The organism is Roseixanthobacter glucoisosaccharinicivorans (assembly GCF_043195095.2).
Classification (GTDB): Bacteria; Pseudomonadota; Alphaproteobacteria; order Rhizobiales; family Xanthobacteraceae; genus NCEH01.
Genome location: NZ_CM195538.1, coordinates 1,181,286 through 1,196,396, shown reverse-complemented (window position 1 = coordinate 1,196,396; position 15,111 = coordinate 1,181,286). Strand labels below are relative to the sequence as shown.

General features: G+C 63.8%; 24 protein-coding genes. 12 read left to right on the top strand and 12 right to left on the bottom strand.

Going from position 1 to position 15,111, the window contains the following annotated elements; translation table 11 throughout:
* Nucleotides 1-39 precede the first annotated feature (39 nt).
* The 4 genes from V5F78_RS05195 to V5F78_RS05180 are packed head-to-tail and all read left to right on the top strand — an operon-like array spanning nucleotide 40 to nucleotide 2,103.
* Nucleotides 40-309 (top strand): DUF6129 family protein, encoded by a 270-nt coding sequence (locus V5F78_RS05195; protein WP_394066000.1) that lies wholly within the window; start codon nucleotides 40-42, stop codon nucleotides 307-309.
* On the top strand, nucleotides 306-1,508 hold the full coding sequence (locus V5F78_RS05190; protein WP_394066001.1) for a DegT/DnrJ/EryC1/StrS family aminotransferase: 1,203 nt from the start codon (nucleotides 306-308) through the stop codon (nucleotides 1,506-1,508). Before V5F78_RS05195 ends, V5F78_RS05190 begins: the two co-directional genes overlap by 4 nt.
* Before the next feature lie 56 nt (nucleotides 1,509-1,564).
* A complete protein-coding gene (locus V5F78_RS05185; protein ID WP_394016287.1) occupies nucleotides 1,565-1,867 on the top strand; it encodes a 2Fe-2S iron-sulfur cluster-binding protein in 303 nt (100 codons plus the stop codon).
* A gap of 17 nt (nucleotides 1,868-1,884) precedes the next feature.
* Complete coding sequence (locus tag V5F78_RS05180) at nucleotides 1,885-2,103, top strand: hypothetical protein (RefSeq protein ID WP_394066002.1); 219 nt, start codon at nucleotides 1,885-1,887, stop codon at nucleotides 2,101-2,103.
* Between the two features lie 157 nt (nucleotides 2,104-2,260).
* Here V5F78_RS05180 and V5F78_RS05175 read toward each other — a convergent pair whose 3' ends face one another.
* Both V5F78_RS05175 and V5F78_RS05170 read right to left on the bottom strand, forming a co-directional pair.
* The gene (locus V5F78_RS05175) at nucleotides 2,261-2,545 is read right to left on the bottom strand and encodes an aldehyde dehydrogenase (RefSeq protein ID WP_348844620.1); all 285 of its coding nucleotides are present in this window, start codon (nucleotides 2,543-2,545) and stop codon (nucleotides 2,261-2,263) included.
* A gap of 75 nt (nucleotides 2,546-2,620) precedes the next feature.
* The gene (locus V5F78_RS05170) at nucleotides 2,621-3,274 is read right to left on the bottom strand and encodes a glutathione S-transferase family protein (protein ID WP_394066868.1); all 654 of its coding nucleotides are present in this window, start codon (nucleotides 3,272-3,274) and stop codon (nucleotides 2,621-2,623) included.
* A gap of 160 nt (nucleotides 3,275-3,434) precedes the next feature.
* On the opposite strand from V5F78_RS05170, the gene V5F78_RS05165 reads away from it, so the two are divergent.
* From V5F78_RS05165 to V5F78_RS05140, 6 genes are all read left to right on the top strand, one after another.
* Nucleotides 3,435-3,743 (top strand): hypothetical protein, encoded by a 309-nt coding sequence (locus tag V5F78_RS05165; RefSeq protein WP_394066003.1) that lies wholly within the window; start codon nucleotides 3,435-3,437, stop codon nucleotides 3,741-3,743.
* Between the two features lie 48 nt (nucleotides 3,744-3,791).
* On the top strand, nucleotides 3,792-4,250 hold the full coding sequence (locus tag V5F78_RS05160; RefSeq protein WP_394066004.1) for a Rieske (2Fe-2S) protein: 459 nt from the start codon (nucleotides 3,792-3,794) through the stop codon (nucleotides 4,248-4,250).
* Nucleotides 4,247-4,636 carry a DUF6156 family protein gene (locus V5F78_RS05155; protein ID WP_394066005.1) on the top strand — a complete coding sequence of 130 codons (390 nt, stop codon included), beginning with the start codon at nucleotides 4,247-4,249 and terminating at the stop codon, nucleotides 4,634-4,636. The genes V5F78_RS05160 and V5F78_RS05155 overlap by 4 nt, the downstream gene beginning before the upstream one ends.
* A complete protein-coding gene (locus V5F78_RS05150) occupies nucleotides 4,621-4,800 on the top strand; it encodes a hypothetical protein (RefSeq protein ID WP_509276644.1) in 180 nt (59 codons plus the stop codon). Before V5F78_RS05155 ends, V5F78_RS05150 begins: the two co-directional genes overlap by 16 nt.
* Before the next feature lie 194 nt (nucleotides 4,801-4,994).
* Nucleotides 4,995-7,040 (top strand): thioredoxin domain-containing protein, encoded by a 2,046-nt coding sequence (locus tag V5F78_RS05145; RefSeq protein ID WP_394066007.1) that lies wholly within the window; start codon nucleotides 4,995-4,997, stop codon nucleotides 7,038-7,040.
* Nucleotides 7,033-7,461, top strand: coding sequence for a group II truncated hemoglobin (locus V5F78_RS05140; RefSeq protein ID WP_394066008.1), 429 nt, complete (start codon nucleotides 7,033-7,035; stop codon nucleotides 7,459-7,461). The genes V5F78_RS05145 and V5F78_RS05140 overlap by 8 nt, the downstream gene beginning before the upstream one ends.
* A 12-nt stretch (nucleotides 7,462-7,473) precedes the next feature.
* Here the strand turns inward: V5F78_RS05140 and V5F78_RS05135 are convergent, their stop codons facing one another.
* From V5F78_RS05135 to V5F78_RS05110, 6 genes are all read right to left on the bottom strand, one after another.
* Nucleotides 7,474-7,713 carry a hypothetical protein gene (locus V5F78_RS05135; RefSeq protein ID WP_394066009.1) on the bottom strand — a complete coding sequence of 80 codons (240 nt, stop codon included), beginning with the start codon at nucleotides 7,711-7,713 and terminating at the stop codon, nucleotides 7,474-7,476.
* 73 nt (nucleotides 7,714-7,786) lie between these two features.
* Nucleotides 7,787-8,029 carry a hypothetical protein gene (locus tag V5F78_RS05130; protein ID WP_394066010.1) on the bottom strand — a complete coding sequence of 81 codons (243 nt, stop codon included), beginning with the start codon at nucleotides 8,027-8,029 and terminating at the stop codon, nucleotides 7,787-7,789.
* A 41-nt stretch (nucleotides 8,030-8,070) separates the two neighbouring features.
* On the bottom strand, nucleotides 8,071-8,412 hold the full coding sequence (locus tag V5F78_RS05125; protein ID WP_394066011.1) for a hypothetical protein: 342 nt from the start codon (nucleotides 8,410-8,412) through the stop codon (nucleotides 8,071-8,073).
* 30 nt (nucleotides 8,413-8,442) lie between these two features.
* A complete protein-coding gene (locus tag V5F78_RS05120) occupies nucleotides 8,443-9,213 on the bottom strand; it encodes a dienelactone hydrolase family protein (RefSeq protein WP_394066012.1) in 771 nt (256 codons plus the stop codon).
* 147 nt (nucleotides 9,214-9,360) lie between these two features.
* Nucleotides 9,361-9,654, bottom strand: a complete 294-nt coding sequence (locus tag V5F78_RS05115; RefSeq protein WP_394066869.1) for an iron-sulfur cluster assembly protein — start codon at nucleotides 9,652-9,654, stop codon at nucleotides 9,361-9,363.
* A 321-nt stretch (nucleotides 9,655-9,975) separates the two neighbouring features.
* Entirely contained in the window at nucleotides 9,976-10,455 is a 480-nt protein-coding gene (locus V5F78_RS05110; protein ID WP_394066013.1) for a hypothetical protein, read from the bottom strand.
* A 286-nt stretch (nucleotides 10,456-10,741) separates the two neighbouring features.
* On the opposite strand from V5F78_RS05110, the gene V5F78_RS05105 reads away from it, so the two are divergent.
* Entirely contained in the window at nucleotides 10,742-10,975 is a 234-nt protein-coding gene (locus V5F78_RS05105; RefSeq protein ID WP_348844609.1) for a BolA/IbaG family iron-sulfur metabolism protein, read from the top strand.
* A 48-nt stretch (nucleotides 10,976-11,023) separates the two neighbouring features.
* Nucleotides 11,024-11,359, top strand: a complete 336-nt coding sequence (grxD, locus tag V5F78_RS05100) for a Grx4 family monothiol glutaredoxin (RefSeq protein WP_394066014.1) — start codon at nucleotides 11,024-11,026, stop codon at nucleotides 11,357-11,359.
* Nucleotides 11,360-11,417: 58 nt separating this feature from the next.
* On the opposite strand, the gene V5F78_RS05095 is transcribed toward grxD, so the two are convergent.
* The 4 genes from V5F78_RS05095 to V5F78_RS05080 form a co-directional block, all read right to left on the bottom strand.
* Nucleotides 11,418-12,131 (bottom strand): ankyrin repeat domain-containing protein, encoded by a 714-nt coding sequence (locus tag V5F78_RS05095; RefSeq protein ID WP_394066871.1) that lies wholly within the window; start codon nucleotides 12,129-12,131, stop codon nucleotides 11,418-11,420.
* A gap of 68 nt (nucleotides 12,132-12,199) precedes the next feature.
* Nucleotides 12,200-13,834 carry a nitroreductase family protein gene (locus tag V5F78_RS05090; RefSeq protein ID WP_394066015.1) on the bottom strand — a complete coding sequence of 545 codons (1,635 nt, stop codon included), beginning with the start codon at nucleotides 13,832-13,834 and terminating at the stop codon, nucleotides 12,200-12,202.
* A complete protein-coding gene (locus V5F78_RS05085; RefSeq protein ID WP_394066016.1) occupies nucleotides 13,831-14,268 on the bottom strand; it encodes an ArsC/Spx/MgsR family protein in 438 nt (145 codons plus the stop codon). Before V5F78_RS05085 ends, V5F78_RS05090 begins: the two co-directional genes overlap by 4 nt.
* Nucleotides 14,269-14,277: 9 nt before the next feature.
* A complete protein-coding gene (locus tag V5F78_RS05080) occupies nucleotides 14,278-14,712 on the bottom strand; it encodes a response regulator (protein ID WP_348844604.1) in 435 nt (144 codons plus the stop codon).
* Nucleotides 14,713-15,111 lie beyond the last annotated feature (399 nt).

The window sequence follows — 15,111 nt, the reverse complement described above, 5'->3', positions numbered from 1 at the left end:
TAGATAAAATTGTCAGATCTCCAACACAGGATCCTGGACATGGCCTTGAAAGCGGACGACTTGACGCAGATCGACCAGATACTTTCAGCCGTGGATGCGGATGCGGGCGTGTTCCCCGATTTACGCAAGCGGTTTCCACATTTATCCTGGACAAGGTGCGATGCGTCGGATGTCACCGAAACCCCGTTCAGGATCTATCCGAAATTCGAGGTCCACCTTCTCGATGCCGCCGATCATTGCGTCCTGATCACGGCGGACCCGGAGCGCGCCACCGGCATCGTGCTTGCAGTCCGGAAGGCGATGCCATGATCGAGGCTGCCGTTTCCCAGGAATTCAATGATGTCGCCTCCTCCGCCGAAGATGAGGTGGAGCTGATCCCGCTTTCCGATCCGGACATTACGCTGGCCGAAATCGAAGCCGTGGACGCCGCGATGCGGGCGCCGCGCCTGTCTGCGGGTCCGGGCGTGACCGCCTTCGAGGATGCGTTTGCCGCATATCTCGGCCGCAAATATGCGATCGCGGTTCCGAGCGGCACGATCGGCCTGCTCCTTGCGCTGAAGGCCGCGGGCATTGGGCCGGGCGCCGAGGTGATCGCCTCCTCCTATTCCTTCCGCGAGACCGCCCACGCGATCAGCCTCACCGGCGCGCGCCCGGTGTTCGCGGATATCGACTATTGGGCCGGGACGCTTGCGCCGGAAAAGGCCGAAGCGAAGATCACGCCGCATACGCGCGCCATCATCGCCGCCAATACCAATGGCCACCCCGCCGCATGGGAAGGTCTGCGCGCACTCGCGCAGCGCCATGGCCTCGCCCTATTGGAAGATTCCACCGAAGCCATCGGCTCGCGCTACCAAGGCAAGCTGGTAGGCACCTTTGGCGACATGTCGGTGTTTGATTTCTCCCAGCCCTCCGCACTCACCTGCGGCGAAGGCGGGATGCTGGTGACCGACGACATCGACCTTGCGGTCACCGTGCGCAGGCACCGCGCGCATGGGTTGGAAGAGCGCGGTTCCGTGGTGGTGGGCGGCTCTGCCCCCTATCAGGCAAACATGAGCGATATCTCCGCCGCGCTGGGCTTGGCCCAGTTGAAGCGCATCGACGATATCCTGGAGCGGCGACGGCTCATCGAGCATTTGTACTACAAGCATGTCGCATCATTCGAAGGCATCAAGGATCCCTATGTGGGGCCGGATGTCACAGAGGTGAACTGGTTCCTCTATCTCGTCCACCTCGGGAACCGCTTCTCTCGCTCCAGCCGCGACGCCATCGTCGAAGACTTGCGGGTGGAGGATGTGGAGGCGGCCGGGTACTGCAATCCTCTCCACCTCCAGCGCCACTATCTCGACATGGGATATCGCCGCGGCGACCTGCTGGTCACTGAGAAGCTCGCCGACCGGGCCGTGGCCCTGCCGTTCCACACTCACCTCACCGAAGATCAGATCGAATTCATCGTCGCCACGATGAAGGATGCATCCATAAACGTGGGCGCCGGGGCGGCGATTTACTGAAGTTTGAGTTCAAGTCAAATCTTTTAACGTCCAAACATCAATCTCAGGAGAGAAAAATGACCACGCTTACCGTTATGCCTTCCGGCAAGTCGTTCGATGTCGCGGAAGGCTCCAGCCTGCTGGCGGCGATGCTCGGCGCCGAGATCGGCATCCCGCACAAATGCGAAGGCAAGGCGAGCTGCGGCAGCTGCCATATCTTCGTGCTGGAAGGCCGCAAGGGTCTGTCCAAGATCGCCCGCGAGGAGAATGAGAAGCTCGATGCCATCGTCGGCGTCAGCTCCAAGTCGCGCCTTGCCTGCCAGGCGAAGGTGCTCGGCACCGAAAACATCAAGATCGAGCTGCTCGGCTTCGATTCCTGACCGGCCAGGAGGAAAAAATGGAAATCGTGATGATCCATGCCCGCTTCGTGCCGAACGGCTCGGTGGTGGAGATCAGCGAGCGCCCGGCCGGCCTGACCCCGCAGGACTGGTTCAATCTGCTCAGCGACCGGGCGGGCGATGTCTACCAGGCCTTCTCGGGCGGCCGCGGCGTGTTCCGCATCGAGAAGACCAAGCTTGAGACCCTGAAAGCGGAAGCAACCTCAAGCGCGGCCTGACGGCAGGGATTTAGTCAGCCAGGCGGGCGACCAAGCGATAAAGGCTGATCCCGAACGGGATCAGCCTTTGCACATACGCCGCCTGTTCGACGATGATTGCGTCCTGACGGCGCGGGACGGACAGGCGCATCGCCCGCCCCCGCTACAGGTCAGCGGCTTATTTGAGAAACTGGCCCTGGAACAAGGCCAGTTTCTCCGCGGTATCGAGCCCGCTCTGCACCGGCCAGCGATGGTCGAAGAAGAAGGTCTTCACGTCGCGGGTCATGTCCTTGCCGTGGATGTACCAGCGCTCGACCCCATCCGGCCCGATAATCGCCGGGCCATCCGCGCGGTGCACCACGTCGCCGTCCAGCCAGAGCTTCGTATCGCCGTAGAGATAAATTCCGGCCTTGCGGGACATGTCGTCTTGATTACGCTCTTCCACGACAAACATCTGGCTCATGATGATCCCTCAAAGCGTTGCGTTCGCCCTGCCCCTGCGATGCAAGATCCGTGCGCGCCTCATCCCGCGCGCATCTCATGCCGCCCCAACGGTGGCGCCCTGCCCGAGCACCGCGGTGTTATATCCCTCCTCGCGCAGCACTCTCTGCACGGCCGGCCGCGCAAGCATCCGCCGGTAATGGGCGAGGAGATTCTCCGGCAAAGCGATGCCGGTCTTCTCGGCCCAGAATTCCACATAGAACAGCACCGGATCGCCCGCCGAGAAGGCGCCCGCCAGATAAGGCCCTTGGCCGATCGCCGCGTCGAGCACCTCGAAGCCCTTGTGCACGATGTCCCGGCCCAGCTGGCGCACGCGCTCGTGCTCCGCGACATCCCGAGCGAAGGTGGAGGTTGCGAAGATGCGCGCGAACCCCTGGCCGTGGATCGTTCCCACCACATAGGCCATGGCTTCCACGAGCCGCGTCTGAAGCTCCACATCCTCCGGCCAGAGCCTTGCGCGCGGCCGGCTGCGCGCGAGCCAATAGGCGATGGCCTGGACCTCGGTGAGCGCCGAGCCGTCCGCGCGGACGAGGGTCGGAATTGTCGATTTTGGGTTGATCGCGACATAGTCCGGCTTGAAATGATCGCCGGCGGGAAGGTTCACGACCGAGACCTCGAACACCTCCTCCAGTTCCTCCAGCAGGATGTGAATGCCCGTGGAGCAAGATCCCGGCGTCATATAGAACTTCATCAGGGCCATGGGTCATCCTCGCCATGTCGGGAAGCTGGCAGGCGCACGCCTGCGGGCGTCTCACGGCATGCTTCATGCAAATATCGGGGCATTCCCCCGTACAGGAGCCACTTGTGCGGGGTGTGTGACCGGGAGCGTCGCGTTTGCGACAGAAACCAGCATGGCCCTCGACCTGAAATCACCCTGGACCACAGCCGATGTCAGCGCTTTGCTGGCCTCGGTCGCTGATGACCGCAGCTGGCGCCTGGAGGTTTCCTCCGAAGGCATCGCGCGGCTCAACGATCTCACCGTGGTGCCAGATGCGGCCTATGAAGAGCAATTGCATTGCTTCTTTGAAATCTGGGATGAGGGCACCGATTTCGTCGGTCCCGGCGCAGCGTCCGACACCGCCTTGTGCCGCAAGCTGGAACGCCTGCTGCGCGACAATTATCCGGTTCTTCAGGGTGCGCGTACCCTGTCCGCGATCTGACGCCGGGCACGCAACGACGCCGCCGCGAAGGGGAGCAGGAGCTTGCCGATGTCGCCAGGAGAAATTCAGGTTTTCGTCATTTGCCCAATGTCGGCCATCGCCCCCGGCGGGGTGAAATCGTTCCGCCTGTCCCGCGTCGTAGATACCGGGGAAAGCCGCGAGACCCGCCCCTTCCCCATCTTCATCGTGCGCACGCTAACCAACGATTATTTCGGCTATTCCAACGTTTGCCCGCATGAGGGCCGCTGGCTGAATATCGGCTCGGGCGAATTCTTCACACCCGACGGGGAGTTTCTGCGGTGCGGACGACACGGCTCCACCTTTGAAATCGACACTGGGGCATGCGTGAAGGGTCCCTGCAAAGGCAAGAACCTGGAGCCCCTCGCGCTGGCCGTGGTCGACGGGGAGGTGTGCGTGTGCGGGATCGAGCTGGTGGAAGACGATGGCTTTCCCGATCCCTTTAGCGATCTCGATGAAACCATGGAAATCATGATCCACCCGGAATGACGGGCTGTGAGGAGACGAGGCACATGGCGGAGCCGACCGAAGAGCATTGCCGCTTCTTTGTCTCCTACACCGGGGTGAAACTGCCCTTCACACTGGTCAACGCAATCGAGGCGGATGCGCTGTCAAACCGCAACACATTCATCCACGCCTATTACGATCCTGCCGGTGTGCTGCGCGGCTTCGACAAGATGGTTTACGGCGAAGTGGAACTCTCCCATCGCTATGCCTATCACCCCAACGGCCAGTTGAAGCGCGCCGAGATCGTGATGCTGGACGAGGAGACGGCGGCGCTCTGTTTCGACGAGACCGGCGCGCCACGTCCGGACGTGGACCTGCTGCCGGAAGCGGATCTGGCCGCGGAAAATGAAGGATGCGGATCGCCATGACGGTTGCCCAATTGCTCGACGCGCTCATGCAGATGCCGAAGGACGCGGTCGTCCTCATGGAGGCCGACGGTGGCCTCTCACGTGTCGATGCGCTGGACTTCGTGGAAGATCACGGCCCGGGCGCTCCGGCGGAGGTCATCTTGCTTGCGAGCATGGATGAATGACGCCAATCCGGGTGCTCATTGTCGTGTCGGCCATGATGATACGACGTTTTATGTCGCACTTCCTTCACTCTTAGCCCCGGCACGCTGCGCCGCTTTCCAATAAAATCACGCGGCCTGGCGCTTTCCGCGTCGATGGCGAGCAAATTGCTTTGACCTTACCAGCGAAGATCTGCGGCAAGGGAAGCGCCGGGGCTATGAACCATCTGTCGAGCGAAACCAGTCCCTACCTGCTCCAGCACAAGGACAATCCGGTCCACTGGCAGGTCTGGGGCGAGGCGGCGCTGGCCGCGGCGCAGGCGGCAGACAAGCCGATCCTGCTCTCCATCGGCTATGCCGCGTGCCATTGGTGCCATGTCATGGCGGCGGAGAGCTTCGAGAATGCCGAGACCGCCGCCCTGGTGAATGACCTGTTCGTTCCCATCAAGGTGGACCGGGAAGAGCGGCCGGACCTCGACCTCATCTATCAGAACGCCCTCACCCTGCTCGGCCAGCGCGGCGGCTGGCCGCTGACCATGTTCCTGACTCCGAAGGGCGAGCCGTACTGGGGTGGCACCTATTATCCGCCCGAAAGCCGCTACGGCCGCCCGGCATTTCGCGACATGCTGGCGCGTGCGGCACAGGTCTATTCCGGCCAGAAGGATACGGTGGAGAAGAACACGACGGCGATGCGCGCGGGGCTCGCGCGCTTGTCGGAGCCGCCGCCGGACAATCTGCTCACCCCCGATATATTGGACGAGATCTGCCTCAAATTCTCGGACCTCATCGACGAGGTGGACGGCGGCATCGGCCAAGCGCCGAAATTTCACCAATCGCCCGTGCTCGCGCTGCTGTGGCGCGGCTATAAGCGCACCGGCAAGGCCAAGCTGCGCGACGGCGTTCTGCTGACGCTGGATCGCATGTCGCAAGGCGGCATCTACGATCATCTGGGCGGCGGCTATTCGCGCTACTCCACTGACAATGCCTGGCTCGTCCCGCATTTCGAAAAGATGCTGTACGACAACGCCCAATTGGTGGAGCTGCTGACCTGGGCCTGGCAGGAAACGCGCAATCCCCTTTATGCCGCGCGGATCACGGAAACCGTCTCCTGGATGCTGCGCGAGATGCGCGTGGAGGGTGGCGCCTTCGCTGCCGCCCTCGATGCCGACAGCGAGCATGAGGAAGGCAAGTTCTACGTCTGGACCGCCGCCGAGGTCGAACGCGTGCTCGGTTCGGAGGCCGCGCTTTTCAAAGCCCATTATGACGTGCACCGGATCGGCAATTGGGAGGGGCGCAGCATCCTCAACCGTTCCGAGAAGCCGGACCTTGCCGAGCCGGCCATCGAGACTCGCCTCGCCGCGGCGCGCGAAAGGCTGCTCGAGGCGCGCAGCGCGCGCGTGCGTCCGGGGCGCGATCACAAGGTTTTGGCGGATTGGAACGGCCTTGCCATCAGCGCGCTTTGCCTTGCCGGCGGTGCGCTCGGGCGGGAGGACTGGATCGACGCCGCCAAACAGGCCTTCGCCTTCATTCTCGCGCATATGACCGACGCGCGCGGCCGCCTGCACCATTCCTGGTGCGAGGGGCGGACCCATTGCGGCCTGCTGGATGACTATGCCGCCATGAGCCGCGCCGCTCTGATCCTGTATCAGGCCTGCGGCGATGGCTATTATCTGGCCTGTGCCGAGACCTGGGCGGCACTCCTGGAGGCCCATTTCAGCGATGCGGAGCGGGGTGGCTATTTCCTCACCCCCGACGATGCGCCGGGTCTCATCACGCGCATCCGCAATGCGTTCGACCATGCGACCCCCTCCGGCAATGGCATGATGGTGGAGGTCTTCTCCTCCCTCTTCCTGCTGACAGGGAAAGAGGAATATCGCGCCCGCGCCGAGCGGCAGATCGGCGCCTTCGCCGGCGAGGTGGCGCGCAATGCGATACCGCTTGCGGCCTTCCTCAGCGGGCTCGACGCCTTCGCCAACAGCGTTCAGATCATCATCTGCCCCGGCACCGGTACGCGCGACCTGGTGGACGCCGTGCACGCCTGCTGCATTCCGAACCGTGTGCTGCGCGTGCTGGGCGCCGGCGAGCACCCGCCGCAAGGACATCCTGCCCATGGCAAGGAAAGCATCTCGGCCAAGGCGACGGCCTATGTCTGCATCGGGGAGACCTGCTCGCTGCCGGTGACCGATCCGGAACTCCTGCAACTCGCCCTTTCCGGCCGGCAGGCCCCGCCCGTGGGCCAAAACCTGGAGGTGAGCCATGTCTGACGTGGCGGTGCAAATCTCGATGTTCGAACGCGTCGGCGGGGCGCCCACCATTGATCGCCTGGTGGAAGCCTTCTATCGGCGGATGGACACACTGGAGCAGGCGCGCGAGATCCGCGCGATGCATGCACCGGATCTTTCGGCGACAAAGAATGTCCTCAAGCGCTATCTGTGCGAATGGACCGGCGGGCCGAAGCTCTATTCCGTCGAAAAGGGCCATCCGCGCCTGCGCCAGCGTCACATGGGCTTCAAGATCGGCAATGCGGAGCGCGATGCGTGGCTGGTGTGCATGCGCGGCGCTCTGGAGGAAACCGTCGCCGACGAGGCCGCCCGGCGCGAGATTGACGAGGCGCTGACGAAGCTTGCGGACTGGATGCGCAACCAGGCCGACAATCCCCATGATTCCGGCCACGCCCGGCCGTAAGCCGATCGGTGCCTAAAGCGGAACGCCGAAGAACTCCTCGTCTGCCCCGCCCCAGGCCTTGTGCAGGGCCAAGGCATTGCGCCAGCGTGCCAGCTCGGCTTCATCGGCGGAGCGATGGCTGATCTTGCCGTCCGGCCGTTCCGCCAGCAGATAGGACTTGGCGTTGCGCAGGAAGCGCTGAAGATCCTTGGTGTCGACCGGCCGCACCACACAGCGGGGCGCCTCGTCGATGAGGATGGTGGTCGGCATCATGACACGTCTCCCCTCATGGCAAGCCTTCCCTGGTGAACCGTCACGCGCGACAGGCGCGCGCGACGGTAGGGGGTCAAAACCCTTCGTCCCGCTGCCCCCAGGGGTGCGATCCCGGCACCAGTTCCGCTTTGATCCCGGCTTTCGCGATGTCGGCGAGGCTGCGATAGAATGTGGCCTCGTGGATCAGGGTGCCGCCCTTGGTGGTGATCGCCACATAGCGCGCCACGGGATCGCTTTCGCAGACATATCCGCCGCCCGGATCCCGCGTTTCGCGCACATTGCCGTTCCAATCCACGAAGAAGCCCTCAAGCGACATCTATTCCTCCATTTGAAACTGAATGCGCACTGCCCCGCGGGCTAGAATTCCGCGTCTGCGTCCTCGGAAGCGAGCTGCTTCAAGGCGGCCTCGACAATGTCCCGGCATGCAAGCAATTGCAGATACTCGGCTTTCTCGATCGTCACCGGTTCGGCATCGCGCCGGCCTTCCCCATCCGCCACGTCCGCGCAAGAACGGGACGCGGCGGCGGCCTCGAACAGCACCTTTTCAAGCTGATAGATCCGCTCGCTGGCGCGCTCGAGATAGGGCACGGGATTTCCCCGGACATTGGCCTCGTGCAAAGCGTTCAAGCTCAGCAGGGTGCGCAGGCGGCGGGCCGCCGTGCGCTTCTCCGCTCCGAAATCAGCCTTGATGATGCTCATCATCACCTCCGCGACGCGCGCTCGACCCGCTTAATCCAGCGGCGGGCCGAGATCATCGTCGGCGCTCTTCTTGGTCTTCTTCTTTTCCACCTTGGCCTGCGCATACATGCCCGAATTCTTCAGGGCGATCGGCGCCTGACCCTCGACGAACTGCGAAATCCAGAACAATGTCCGCTCCAGTGCCTGACCCGCCGAAGCCGCGTGATAGCTGCCCCGCTCATCGCAATTGAAGCCGTGGGTTGCGCCGGGATAAGTGAAGGCGCTGACATTGGGATGGGAGGCGCGGAACTGCTCCACCTGCTCGATCGGGATCAGCGGATCATTCTCGGCGAAGTGCAGCAAGGTCGGCACCTTGCGCTTCTCGCCCTGGGTTTCGACAATGCCGGGACCATAATAAGCGACCACGCAAGCAATGCCGGAAACCGCGTTCGCGGCCGCATAGGCCATGTTGCCCCCGCAGGAATAGCCGACGATGGCGACCTTCCCGGCCTCTTTCACGGCATCCACGCTGGCCTGGATATCGGCGAACGCCTTGGCATCGTCCACTTGCTCCAGCACCGCGAGGCCGGCGGAAAAGCCCTCCTCGTCGTAGCTCAGATCTACGCCGGTCTGGACCCGGTCAAACAGCGACGGTGCAATGGCCACATAGCCTTTGGCCGCAAAAGCATCGGCGATCTTTCGAATGTGTGGATTGACGCCGAACAATTCATGGAGAATGACGACAGCCCCCTTGGGTTCTTCCACAGGGTCGGCCCGATAGGCCGAAAGGGCATGTCCGTCGGAAGCAATAAGCTCGATCATGGCATCCTCAATTCTTGCCCGCCGCTGATTGAGGCAGGCATTGCGTGCTCGATCCGCCCAGCCTCGGTCATTCGGACGGCGGATAAGGTGCCAGGCTCGCGCCCAGAACGTTCAATTCTTACTTCTTCTGGTTCTTTTGAAGATGTCCTAAAGCAATCCAAGCTCCAGTTGCACATCCTCCGACATGCGGGAATTATCCCAAGGCGGATCGAACACAAGCTTGATCGCGGCCCCGGAAATCCCCTCGACGCCGACCACCGCTTTCTCGACCCAGCTCAGCAATTCGCCGGCAACCGGGCAGCCTGGGGCAGTCAAGGTCATGTCGATCTCCACATGACCGCCCGGCAAAAGGTCGATGCGATAGATCAGCCCGAGATCATAGACGTTTACGGGTATCTCTGGATCGTGAACGGTGCGGATGGCGGCAATGATCGCCTCCATCAATGCTTCGTCCACACCGACTTCGGGCCCTGCCACGCGCGTCGCGTGCGATGCGCCGCCATCATCGAGCTGTGTCATCTGCCTGCCACCCTCTCGCCAACGGCTGCCCTGTTGGATTTGCGACCTTGGCGGCATTGAGACATGGCGGTGAACCGACACGGCGCAGGCACGGCAAGCAGAGCGCCGACATTTGCCGGTTTTCGGTGCGTATTCGCCGGTGCTTCGGAGGCTTTCGCCAAGGTCATCACGAATTTCAGTCCCAATCCAACCTCTCTGGGCGGCCTATGGGACAGGACGTGCAAACGCGGTGCCATGCTCGCGTCAGGCAATGCCCTGCGCGAGCGCTTCGATCACGGTCCAGCCGACGGCGCCCGTGGGATCCAGGTGCCGCAGAGCGGCAAGGATTTCCTCGGTGCGCTCCGGCTCGTTCCGCCGCAGATGGATGAAGCCGAGCGCCTTCAGCGTATAGAGCGCGAACCGGCCCGCGCCCTCGGGCAGGTTCCGCTCCGGCCGCCACCGGCGCCAGTCCTCATCCCACCCGGCCTGCCGTGCCGCCTCGCGCAACCCGCTCTCGGCCACCGCCTGGGCCTCGTCCAGGTTTCCTTGATAGGTGTGGATCTTGTAGAGGCAGAAATAGATCGGCAATTCGCCCGGGGCCGCGGCCAGCGCCTGGCGGAACAGGCCGTCTGCCCGCGCATGATCTTGCCGATACGCGGCGACGCCTTGCTGGAGCAAGGCATTGATCTCCGCCGGCAGGTCGCCGAAATTGATGGGGTCGCGGTCTTGGAAAAGCTCGATCATCGGCGACTCGCTCAAGCGGGCGTGACCGGATCACCCAGCCGATGCCCGCGCATGTCTCTCCCTCCAAGCAAGAGCCGGGCCGTCGCGGAAGGGCTTCGGTCCCTTGAGTTCGACACCGCGCGCCCCTGTCGGCAATGCGACATGGCCCTAACATTCTGTCCGCCGTGCGCTTGAAACCTTCGTCACGTGGCCGGGAATCGAAGCATTTGCAGGCCCGCTTCGGGTTTCGCAGGGGTGGTTTGAACCTTGCAGAGGCATGGCGGGTGACATCTGGAGAGCGACGACGATGGCAATGGTCGGGTCCGACATCGAGCGCCTCATCAAGGAGGCATTTCCCGAAGCGCAGGTGATCATCGTGGATCTCGCGGGCGACGGCGATCATTTCGCCGCCCGCGTGACGAGCGAGACCTTCCGGGGGAAGAGCCGGGTGCAGCAACACAAGATGGTCTATGACGCGCTTCAGGGGCACATGGGCGGAACGCTGCACGCGCTCGCCCTCGAAACCATCGTGCCCGCCTGACGCGATTGCAATGGCGGTTCAATTCACTAATCGTGAAAGGGAAAATTGATGGCAAGTTCCACAGCAGAGCGCATCGCAGGCATCGTCGCCGCAAACGATGTGGTGCTTTTCATGAAGGGCATTCCGGCCGCGCCGCAATGCGGCTTCTCGGCCACCGTGGTTCAGATCCTCGCGCGGCTCGAAGTGCCGTTCGAGAGCGTGGACGTGCTGGCGGATTTCGAGATCCGCGAAGGCATCAAAGCCTTCTCCAGCTGGCCGACCATTCCCCAGCTCTACGTCAAGGGCGAGTTCATCGGCGGCTGCGACATCGTCCGGGAAATGTTCCAGGCCGGCGAGCTTTCCACCGTGCTCGCCGAAAAAGGCGTGGCAGTCGGCGCGGCCTGAGAGTGTCCGGTTCTGCCCCGCGGTGGTCACGCCGCGGGGCGAAAACCCGCTCCCTTGCTCAGGCCACCACAGCCTGCGCCTGGCTCGCTCGACGCAGCAGCGTGAGGCATTCGACATTTCCGGCAAGGTCGAGCGCCGTGAAGCCGTCAAGGGTCTCGGGACGGATATCGGCGCCGCGCTCCAGCAGGCGCGCCACCACATCGGCGAGCCCGGCGGAGGAGGCATACATCAGCGCGGTCGCGCCATTGTCATTGGCCGTGTCGAGGTCGATGCCGCTCTCCACCAGCAGGTCGATCATGTCGAAATGCCGGCCGACGCAAGCGAGCCAGAGGGCGGTGTTGCCGTCCGCATTGCGGGCATTAAGCCGTGCCCCCGCTGCGATCAGCGCCCGCGCCATAACCAGCGCGCCCGTGTGGGCGGCGTGCATGAGCGGGGTCGTACCATTGGCGATGGTGGCCTCGACAGCACCGGGCGTGAATCCCTGCGCCTGGAGCCAAGCATCCAGCTCTGCCGGAAGCGCTTTCGCGGCCGGCGTGCGCTGCCGCCACGCCTCGAAACCGCCGTCCAGGCTATAGACCTGCGAGAAGCCGAAATCGGAAAAGGCCTGCGCATATTCCTGGCTGGCATTGCCGTGATAGCAATAGATCAGGATCGGCTGATCCTTCGGCGTGCCGGCGAGCGTCGGCCCGAGATCGGAAAACGTAACCCGCACCGCGCCATCAATCCGGGCTTCCCCGAAGGACGTCGGATCGCGGACATCCAGAAGAAGCAGATTGCCACCCAGCAGGGCCTCGGCCTCGGCGAGGCCGAGGCGGCGGAACGGAACGCGCTGGCGCATGTCTATCCTCGTTCGGGAAGCATCGCCCGGCCTTCATAGGCCGGCTCGGTGGTGATCCGGTCGTCGCTCAGCGGCCGACCGACCGTGAAATGGTAAAGGCTCTGGAACTCCAGCGTGGCGAGGCCCAGCAGCTCATGTAGCGCATCGTCGAAGAAGCAGCCGATGCCGGTGCCACGCAGCCCGGCCGTCTCCGCCTCCAGATAGAGCACATGGCCCAGCAGGCCCGCTTCCCAATGTAGCTGGCGATAGTGAGACGGGTCGGTTCGGACCGCCCCCTCGAATTGCGCCAACATGCTCATGGCGAAACAGCTGTCGCTGGCAATAGCTTGGTGGCAGCTCACGGTCCGCGCGATGCCCCGGCAATCGCTCTGCACCAGGCGTACCAGCGGCAGATGAGCGGGCGTGCCTTCGACCGGCTCCCAGACGAAATCCGCGCGCAAAGCCGTCCGCAACGCCCGGCCGGCCGCCTCGGAGCGCGGAAGGGCATAGAGCCCCGGGGGCAATCCCTCCACCCGATGGACGAACAGGATGGGATGCAGGGCAGGTTCGTGCGGCCAGATATCCCACGGCGCGGCGGCGCGCGGCAGCACCGCGTCCAGCATTCTGAAGAAGATGGGGCGCGGCATTTCAAAGCGGCTATCAAAGCGCTGGGCGCTGCGCCGCCCCAGCAGAATCTCGGCGGCGCGCTGGTGACCGGCGCCGGTCAGGGCGGGACGGGCAGGCAAAGCGGCGGGTGTGACCGGAGCTGCCGTCGCCCGCGTCGCCCGGCTCACCTCGGCGATGATCGGCCAGCGATAGAGCGGGTGCGGGTCCAAGAGGCTCGCGCGGCCCGCCCAGTCGCCCCCTGCAAGGTCAGCGGGCGTAGGCCGCTCGACCTCGCGATGAACCGGCTTCGCGGCCGGCTCGAGGGCCACGATTACGTCTGCGTCTTCCGGTTCCACGCCAGAGAAATCCGCCGGACGATCGAGCCCCATCATCGCCGCCAAGGTCGCGGCATCGTAGCCTTCCACGATGCGGGCGCTCCAGCCCAGCGCACCGGCCGCATAACGCAGCGCGCCCAGGGCGTGGCCGATATCGAGCTGGCAATAGCGGAAGGCGCGCTCGCCATATTTCCACGCTTCGCGCCAATGGATCGAACTGAGCCCGATCCAAAGACGCGGCGCGCTGCCGGGCGAGGCTGGCGCGTGGCAGCGCTGCTCCAGCACGTGGTCGCGGCTGACATAATGATGCAGCCCGTCGGCAAGGCCTGTCACATGCGCCGTAAGTGCATAGACTTCGGTCGGGTGAAGATTTCCGCTGGAAGGATTGCAGCGCAACGCCCACCGGTCCGGCCCGAACGCCTTCCAGGCCGCAAGACCGAACGACACTTCCAGCAGTAGCGCGACGCTGTCCAGGTTCAGCGCGGCGGGGCGGGGCGATGCGTCAAATATTTGGGAAAAGCGCGTTTTCAGGGCGTGCGCCGCGAGCGGAAGGGCCACACGCGGCGCACCCGCGAAGACGCGGAAGGGATCCGGCTGCGCATCCCAATCCAGGGTTTCCGGCCCCGGCGCATAGCGCGCCAGGCTGTGCTTGGTCCGCGCATGATAGGCGAGCACCGTATCAACCGCGCTCAGGGCCTGCGGGGCGGTGATCGTCATGCCTCGGCAACCGACGGTTCCGGCTCAGGGCACCCGCCTGGAGCCTCGGGCCGCATGCAGCCCTGAACGGCCTTCAGCGCGTCCCCGTCGCGCAGCCAGGATGTCACGGGCTCCCGATCGAATCCCGCGCAGCGCTCGGTGCCACGCTCCACCAGCGGCCGGCGGATCAGCAGCGGATCGGCCATCATCAGCGCCAGCGCGGACGCCGCATCCAGCCGTTCCGGCAAGATCTCGCCTGATTTCACCCGCGGCGCTGCCGGGTTGAACCAACTCGTCACCGGCGTATCTCCGAAGAAGCCGAGCAGGCGCTCGGGCGTCCACGGCTCGCGCAGCAGGTCCCGCGCCTCCACACGATAGCCGGCGCGCTCCAGCATCGCGATCTGCCGCGCATTGGTGCCGCAGCCGGGCTTTTGAAAGAACACGATCGCGGTCACGACCGCCCCCTATCGCATGAAGCCGAGCTGCACGATCGGCTGGGCACCGCCACGGCCGAGGATCGTATCCACCTTCTTGCGCACGGCCTCCAGCGTCAGCGGCTTCACCAGCGCGCCATGGGCTCCAGCCTTGATGCCATCAACCGCCGTGGCCTCCTGGGCCTTTTCGCAGACGATGAGAATGCGCACCCCGGGAAACTTGGCATTGAGATCGCTCACGAGGTTGGTGCCGCGCTCGCTGAGGAAGGACACGCCCAACAACACCACGTCCGGCTTCAGCCAGCCGACGCCCTTTTCATAAGCTTCTTCGGGGGTCGCAAGTTCATGCGTCTCGATTTCATCGTGCAGCATGAATTGGAGGGCGGCACGCGTGATTTCATCCTGATCGACAACAAACACGCGCCGCTGATCCACGGCCTTTGATGTTTCGACACCAATCTGCATGTCACCCTCGCTGGCGTGTCGCGGCACATCTGCCCGTCCGCGTTCCATACCGCTCGAAGCAAGTTCCGTTCCGCTCGGGAGATGCCAGTATTCGCGCGGGTTAGCGCAGAGTTCGCGGCGCCGTGCGGAGCCCGCCCGCTTGTTTCGTTTGTGACAGCGCAGCGCCCGCTGTCCGATTCAAGACACAGCGCCCGACAAGCAAAACGTCAGATTTTTCGCTTATAAATCAGCGAATTACTGAATATCTCAATCTGGCACGCGGTTTGCTGAAGAAATCCTGCACGGCGAGTGAGGGCTGAGTGCACGCAGACGCGACGACGAGCGATGCGCTCCTTCCCGTAACCGGCGAGCCTGTTTGTGAGCGAGGAACATTCACGCCTTGCGCGTGGTGGTCATTGG

Bases quoted from the DNA above. Each gene is read 5' to 3' on its own strand.
- V5F78_RS05195 (WP_394066000.1), top strand. From the start codon at position 40: ATGGCCTTGAAAGCGGACGACTTGACGCAGATCGACCAGATACTTTCA.
- V5F78_RS05190 (WP_394066001.1), top strand. From the start codon at position 306: ATGATCGAGGCTGCCGTTTCCCAGGAATTCAATGATGTCGCCTCCTCC.
- V5F78_RS05185 (WP_394016287.1), top strand. From the start codon at position 1,565: ATGACCACGCTTACCGTTATGCCTTCCGGCAAGTCGTTCGATGTCGCG.
- V5F78_RS05180 (WP_394066002.1), top strand. From the start codon at position 1,885: ATGGAAATCGTGATGATCCATGCCCGCTTCGTGCCGAACGGCTCGGTG.
- V5F78_RS05175 (WP_348844620.1), bottom strand. From the start codon at position 2,545: ATGAGCCAGATGTTTGTCGTGGAAGAGCGTAATCAAGACGACATGTCC.
- V5F78_RS05170 (WP_394066868.1), bottom strand. From the start codon at position 3,274: ATGAAGTTCTATATGACGCCGGGATCTTGCTCCACGGGCATTCACATC.
- V5F78_RS05165 (WP_394066003.1), top strand. From the start codon at position 3,435: ATGGCCCTCGACCTGAAATCACCCTGGACCACAGCCGATGTCAGCGCT.
- V5F78_RS05160 (WP_394066004.1), top strand. From the start codon at position 3,792: ATGTCGCCAGGAGAAATTCAGGTTTTCGTCATTTGCCCAATGTCGGCC.
- V5F78_RS05155 (WP_394066005.1), top strand. From the start codon at position 4,247: ATGACGGGCTGTGAGGAGACGAGGCACATGGCGGAGCCGACCGAAGAG.
- V5F78_RS05150 (WP_509276644.1), top strand. From the start codon at position 4,621: ATGCGGATCGCCATGACGGTTGCCCAATTGCTCGACGCGCTCATGCAG.
- V5F78_RS05145 (WP_394066007.1), top strand. From the start codon at position 4,995: ATGAACCATCTGTCGAGCGAAACCAGTCCCTACCTGCTCCAGCACAAG.
- V5F78_RS05140 (WP_394066008.1), top strand. From the start codon at position 7,033: ATGTCTGACGTGGCGGTGCAAATCTCGATGTTCGAACGCGTCGGCGGG.
- V5F78_RS05135 (WP_394066009.1), bottom strand. From the start codon at position 7,713: ATGATGCCGACCACCATCCTCATCGACGAGGCGCCCCGCTGTGTGGTG.
- V5F78_RS05130 (WP_394066010.1), bottom strand. From the start codon at position 8,029: ATGTCGCTTGAGGGCTTCTTCGTGGATTGGAACGGCAATGTGCGCGAA.
- V5F78_RS05125 (WP_394066011.1), bottom strand. From the start codon at position 8,412: ATGAGCATCATCAAGGCTGATTTCGGAGCGGAGAAGCGCACGGCGGCC.
- V5F78_RS05120 (WP_394066012.1), bottom strand. From the start codon at position 9,213: ATGATCGAGCTTATTGCTTCCGACGGACATGCCCTTTCGGCCTATCGG.
- V5F78_RS05115 (WP_394066869.1), bottom strand. From the start codon at position 9,654: ATGGAGGCGATCATTGCCGCCATCCGCACCGTTCACGATCCAGAGATA.
- V5F78_RS05110 (WP_394066013.1), bottom strand. From the start codon at position 10,455: ATGATCGAGCTTTTCCAAGACCGCGACCCCATCAATTTCGGCGACCTG.
- V5F78_RS05105 (WP_348844609.1), top strand. From the start codon at position 10,742: ATGGCAATGGTCGGGTCCGACATCGAGCGCCTCATCAAGGAGGCATTT.
- grxD (WP_394066014.1), top strand. From the start codon at position 11,024: ATGGCAAGTTCCACAGCAGAGCGCATCGCAGGCATCGTCGCCGCAAAC.
- V5F78_RS05090 (WP_394066015.1), bottom strand. From the start codon at position 13,834: ATGACGATCACCGCCCCGCAGGCCCTGAGCGCGGTTGATACGGTGCTC.
- V5F78_RS05080 (WP_348844604.1), bottom strand. From the start codon at position 14,712: ATGCAGATTGGTGTCGAAACATCAAAGGCCGTGGATCAGCGGCGCGTG.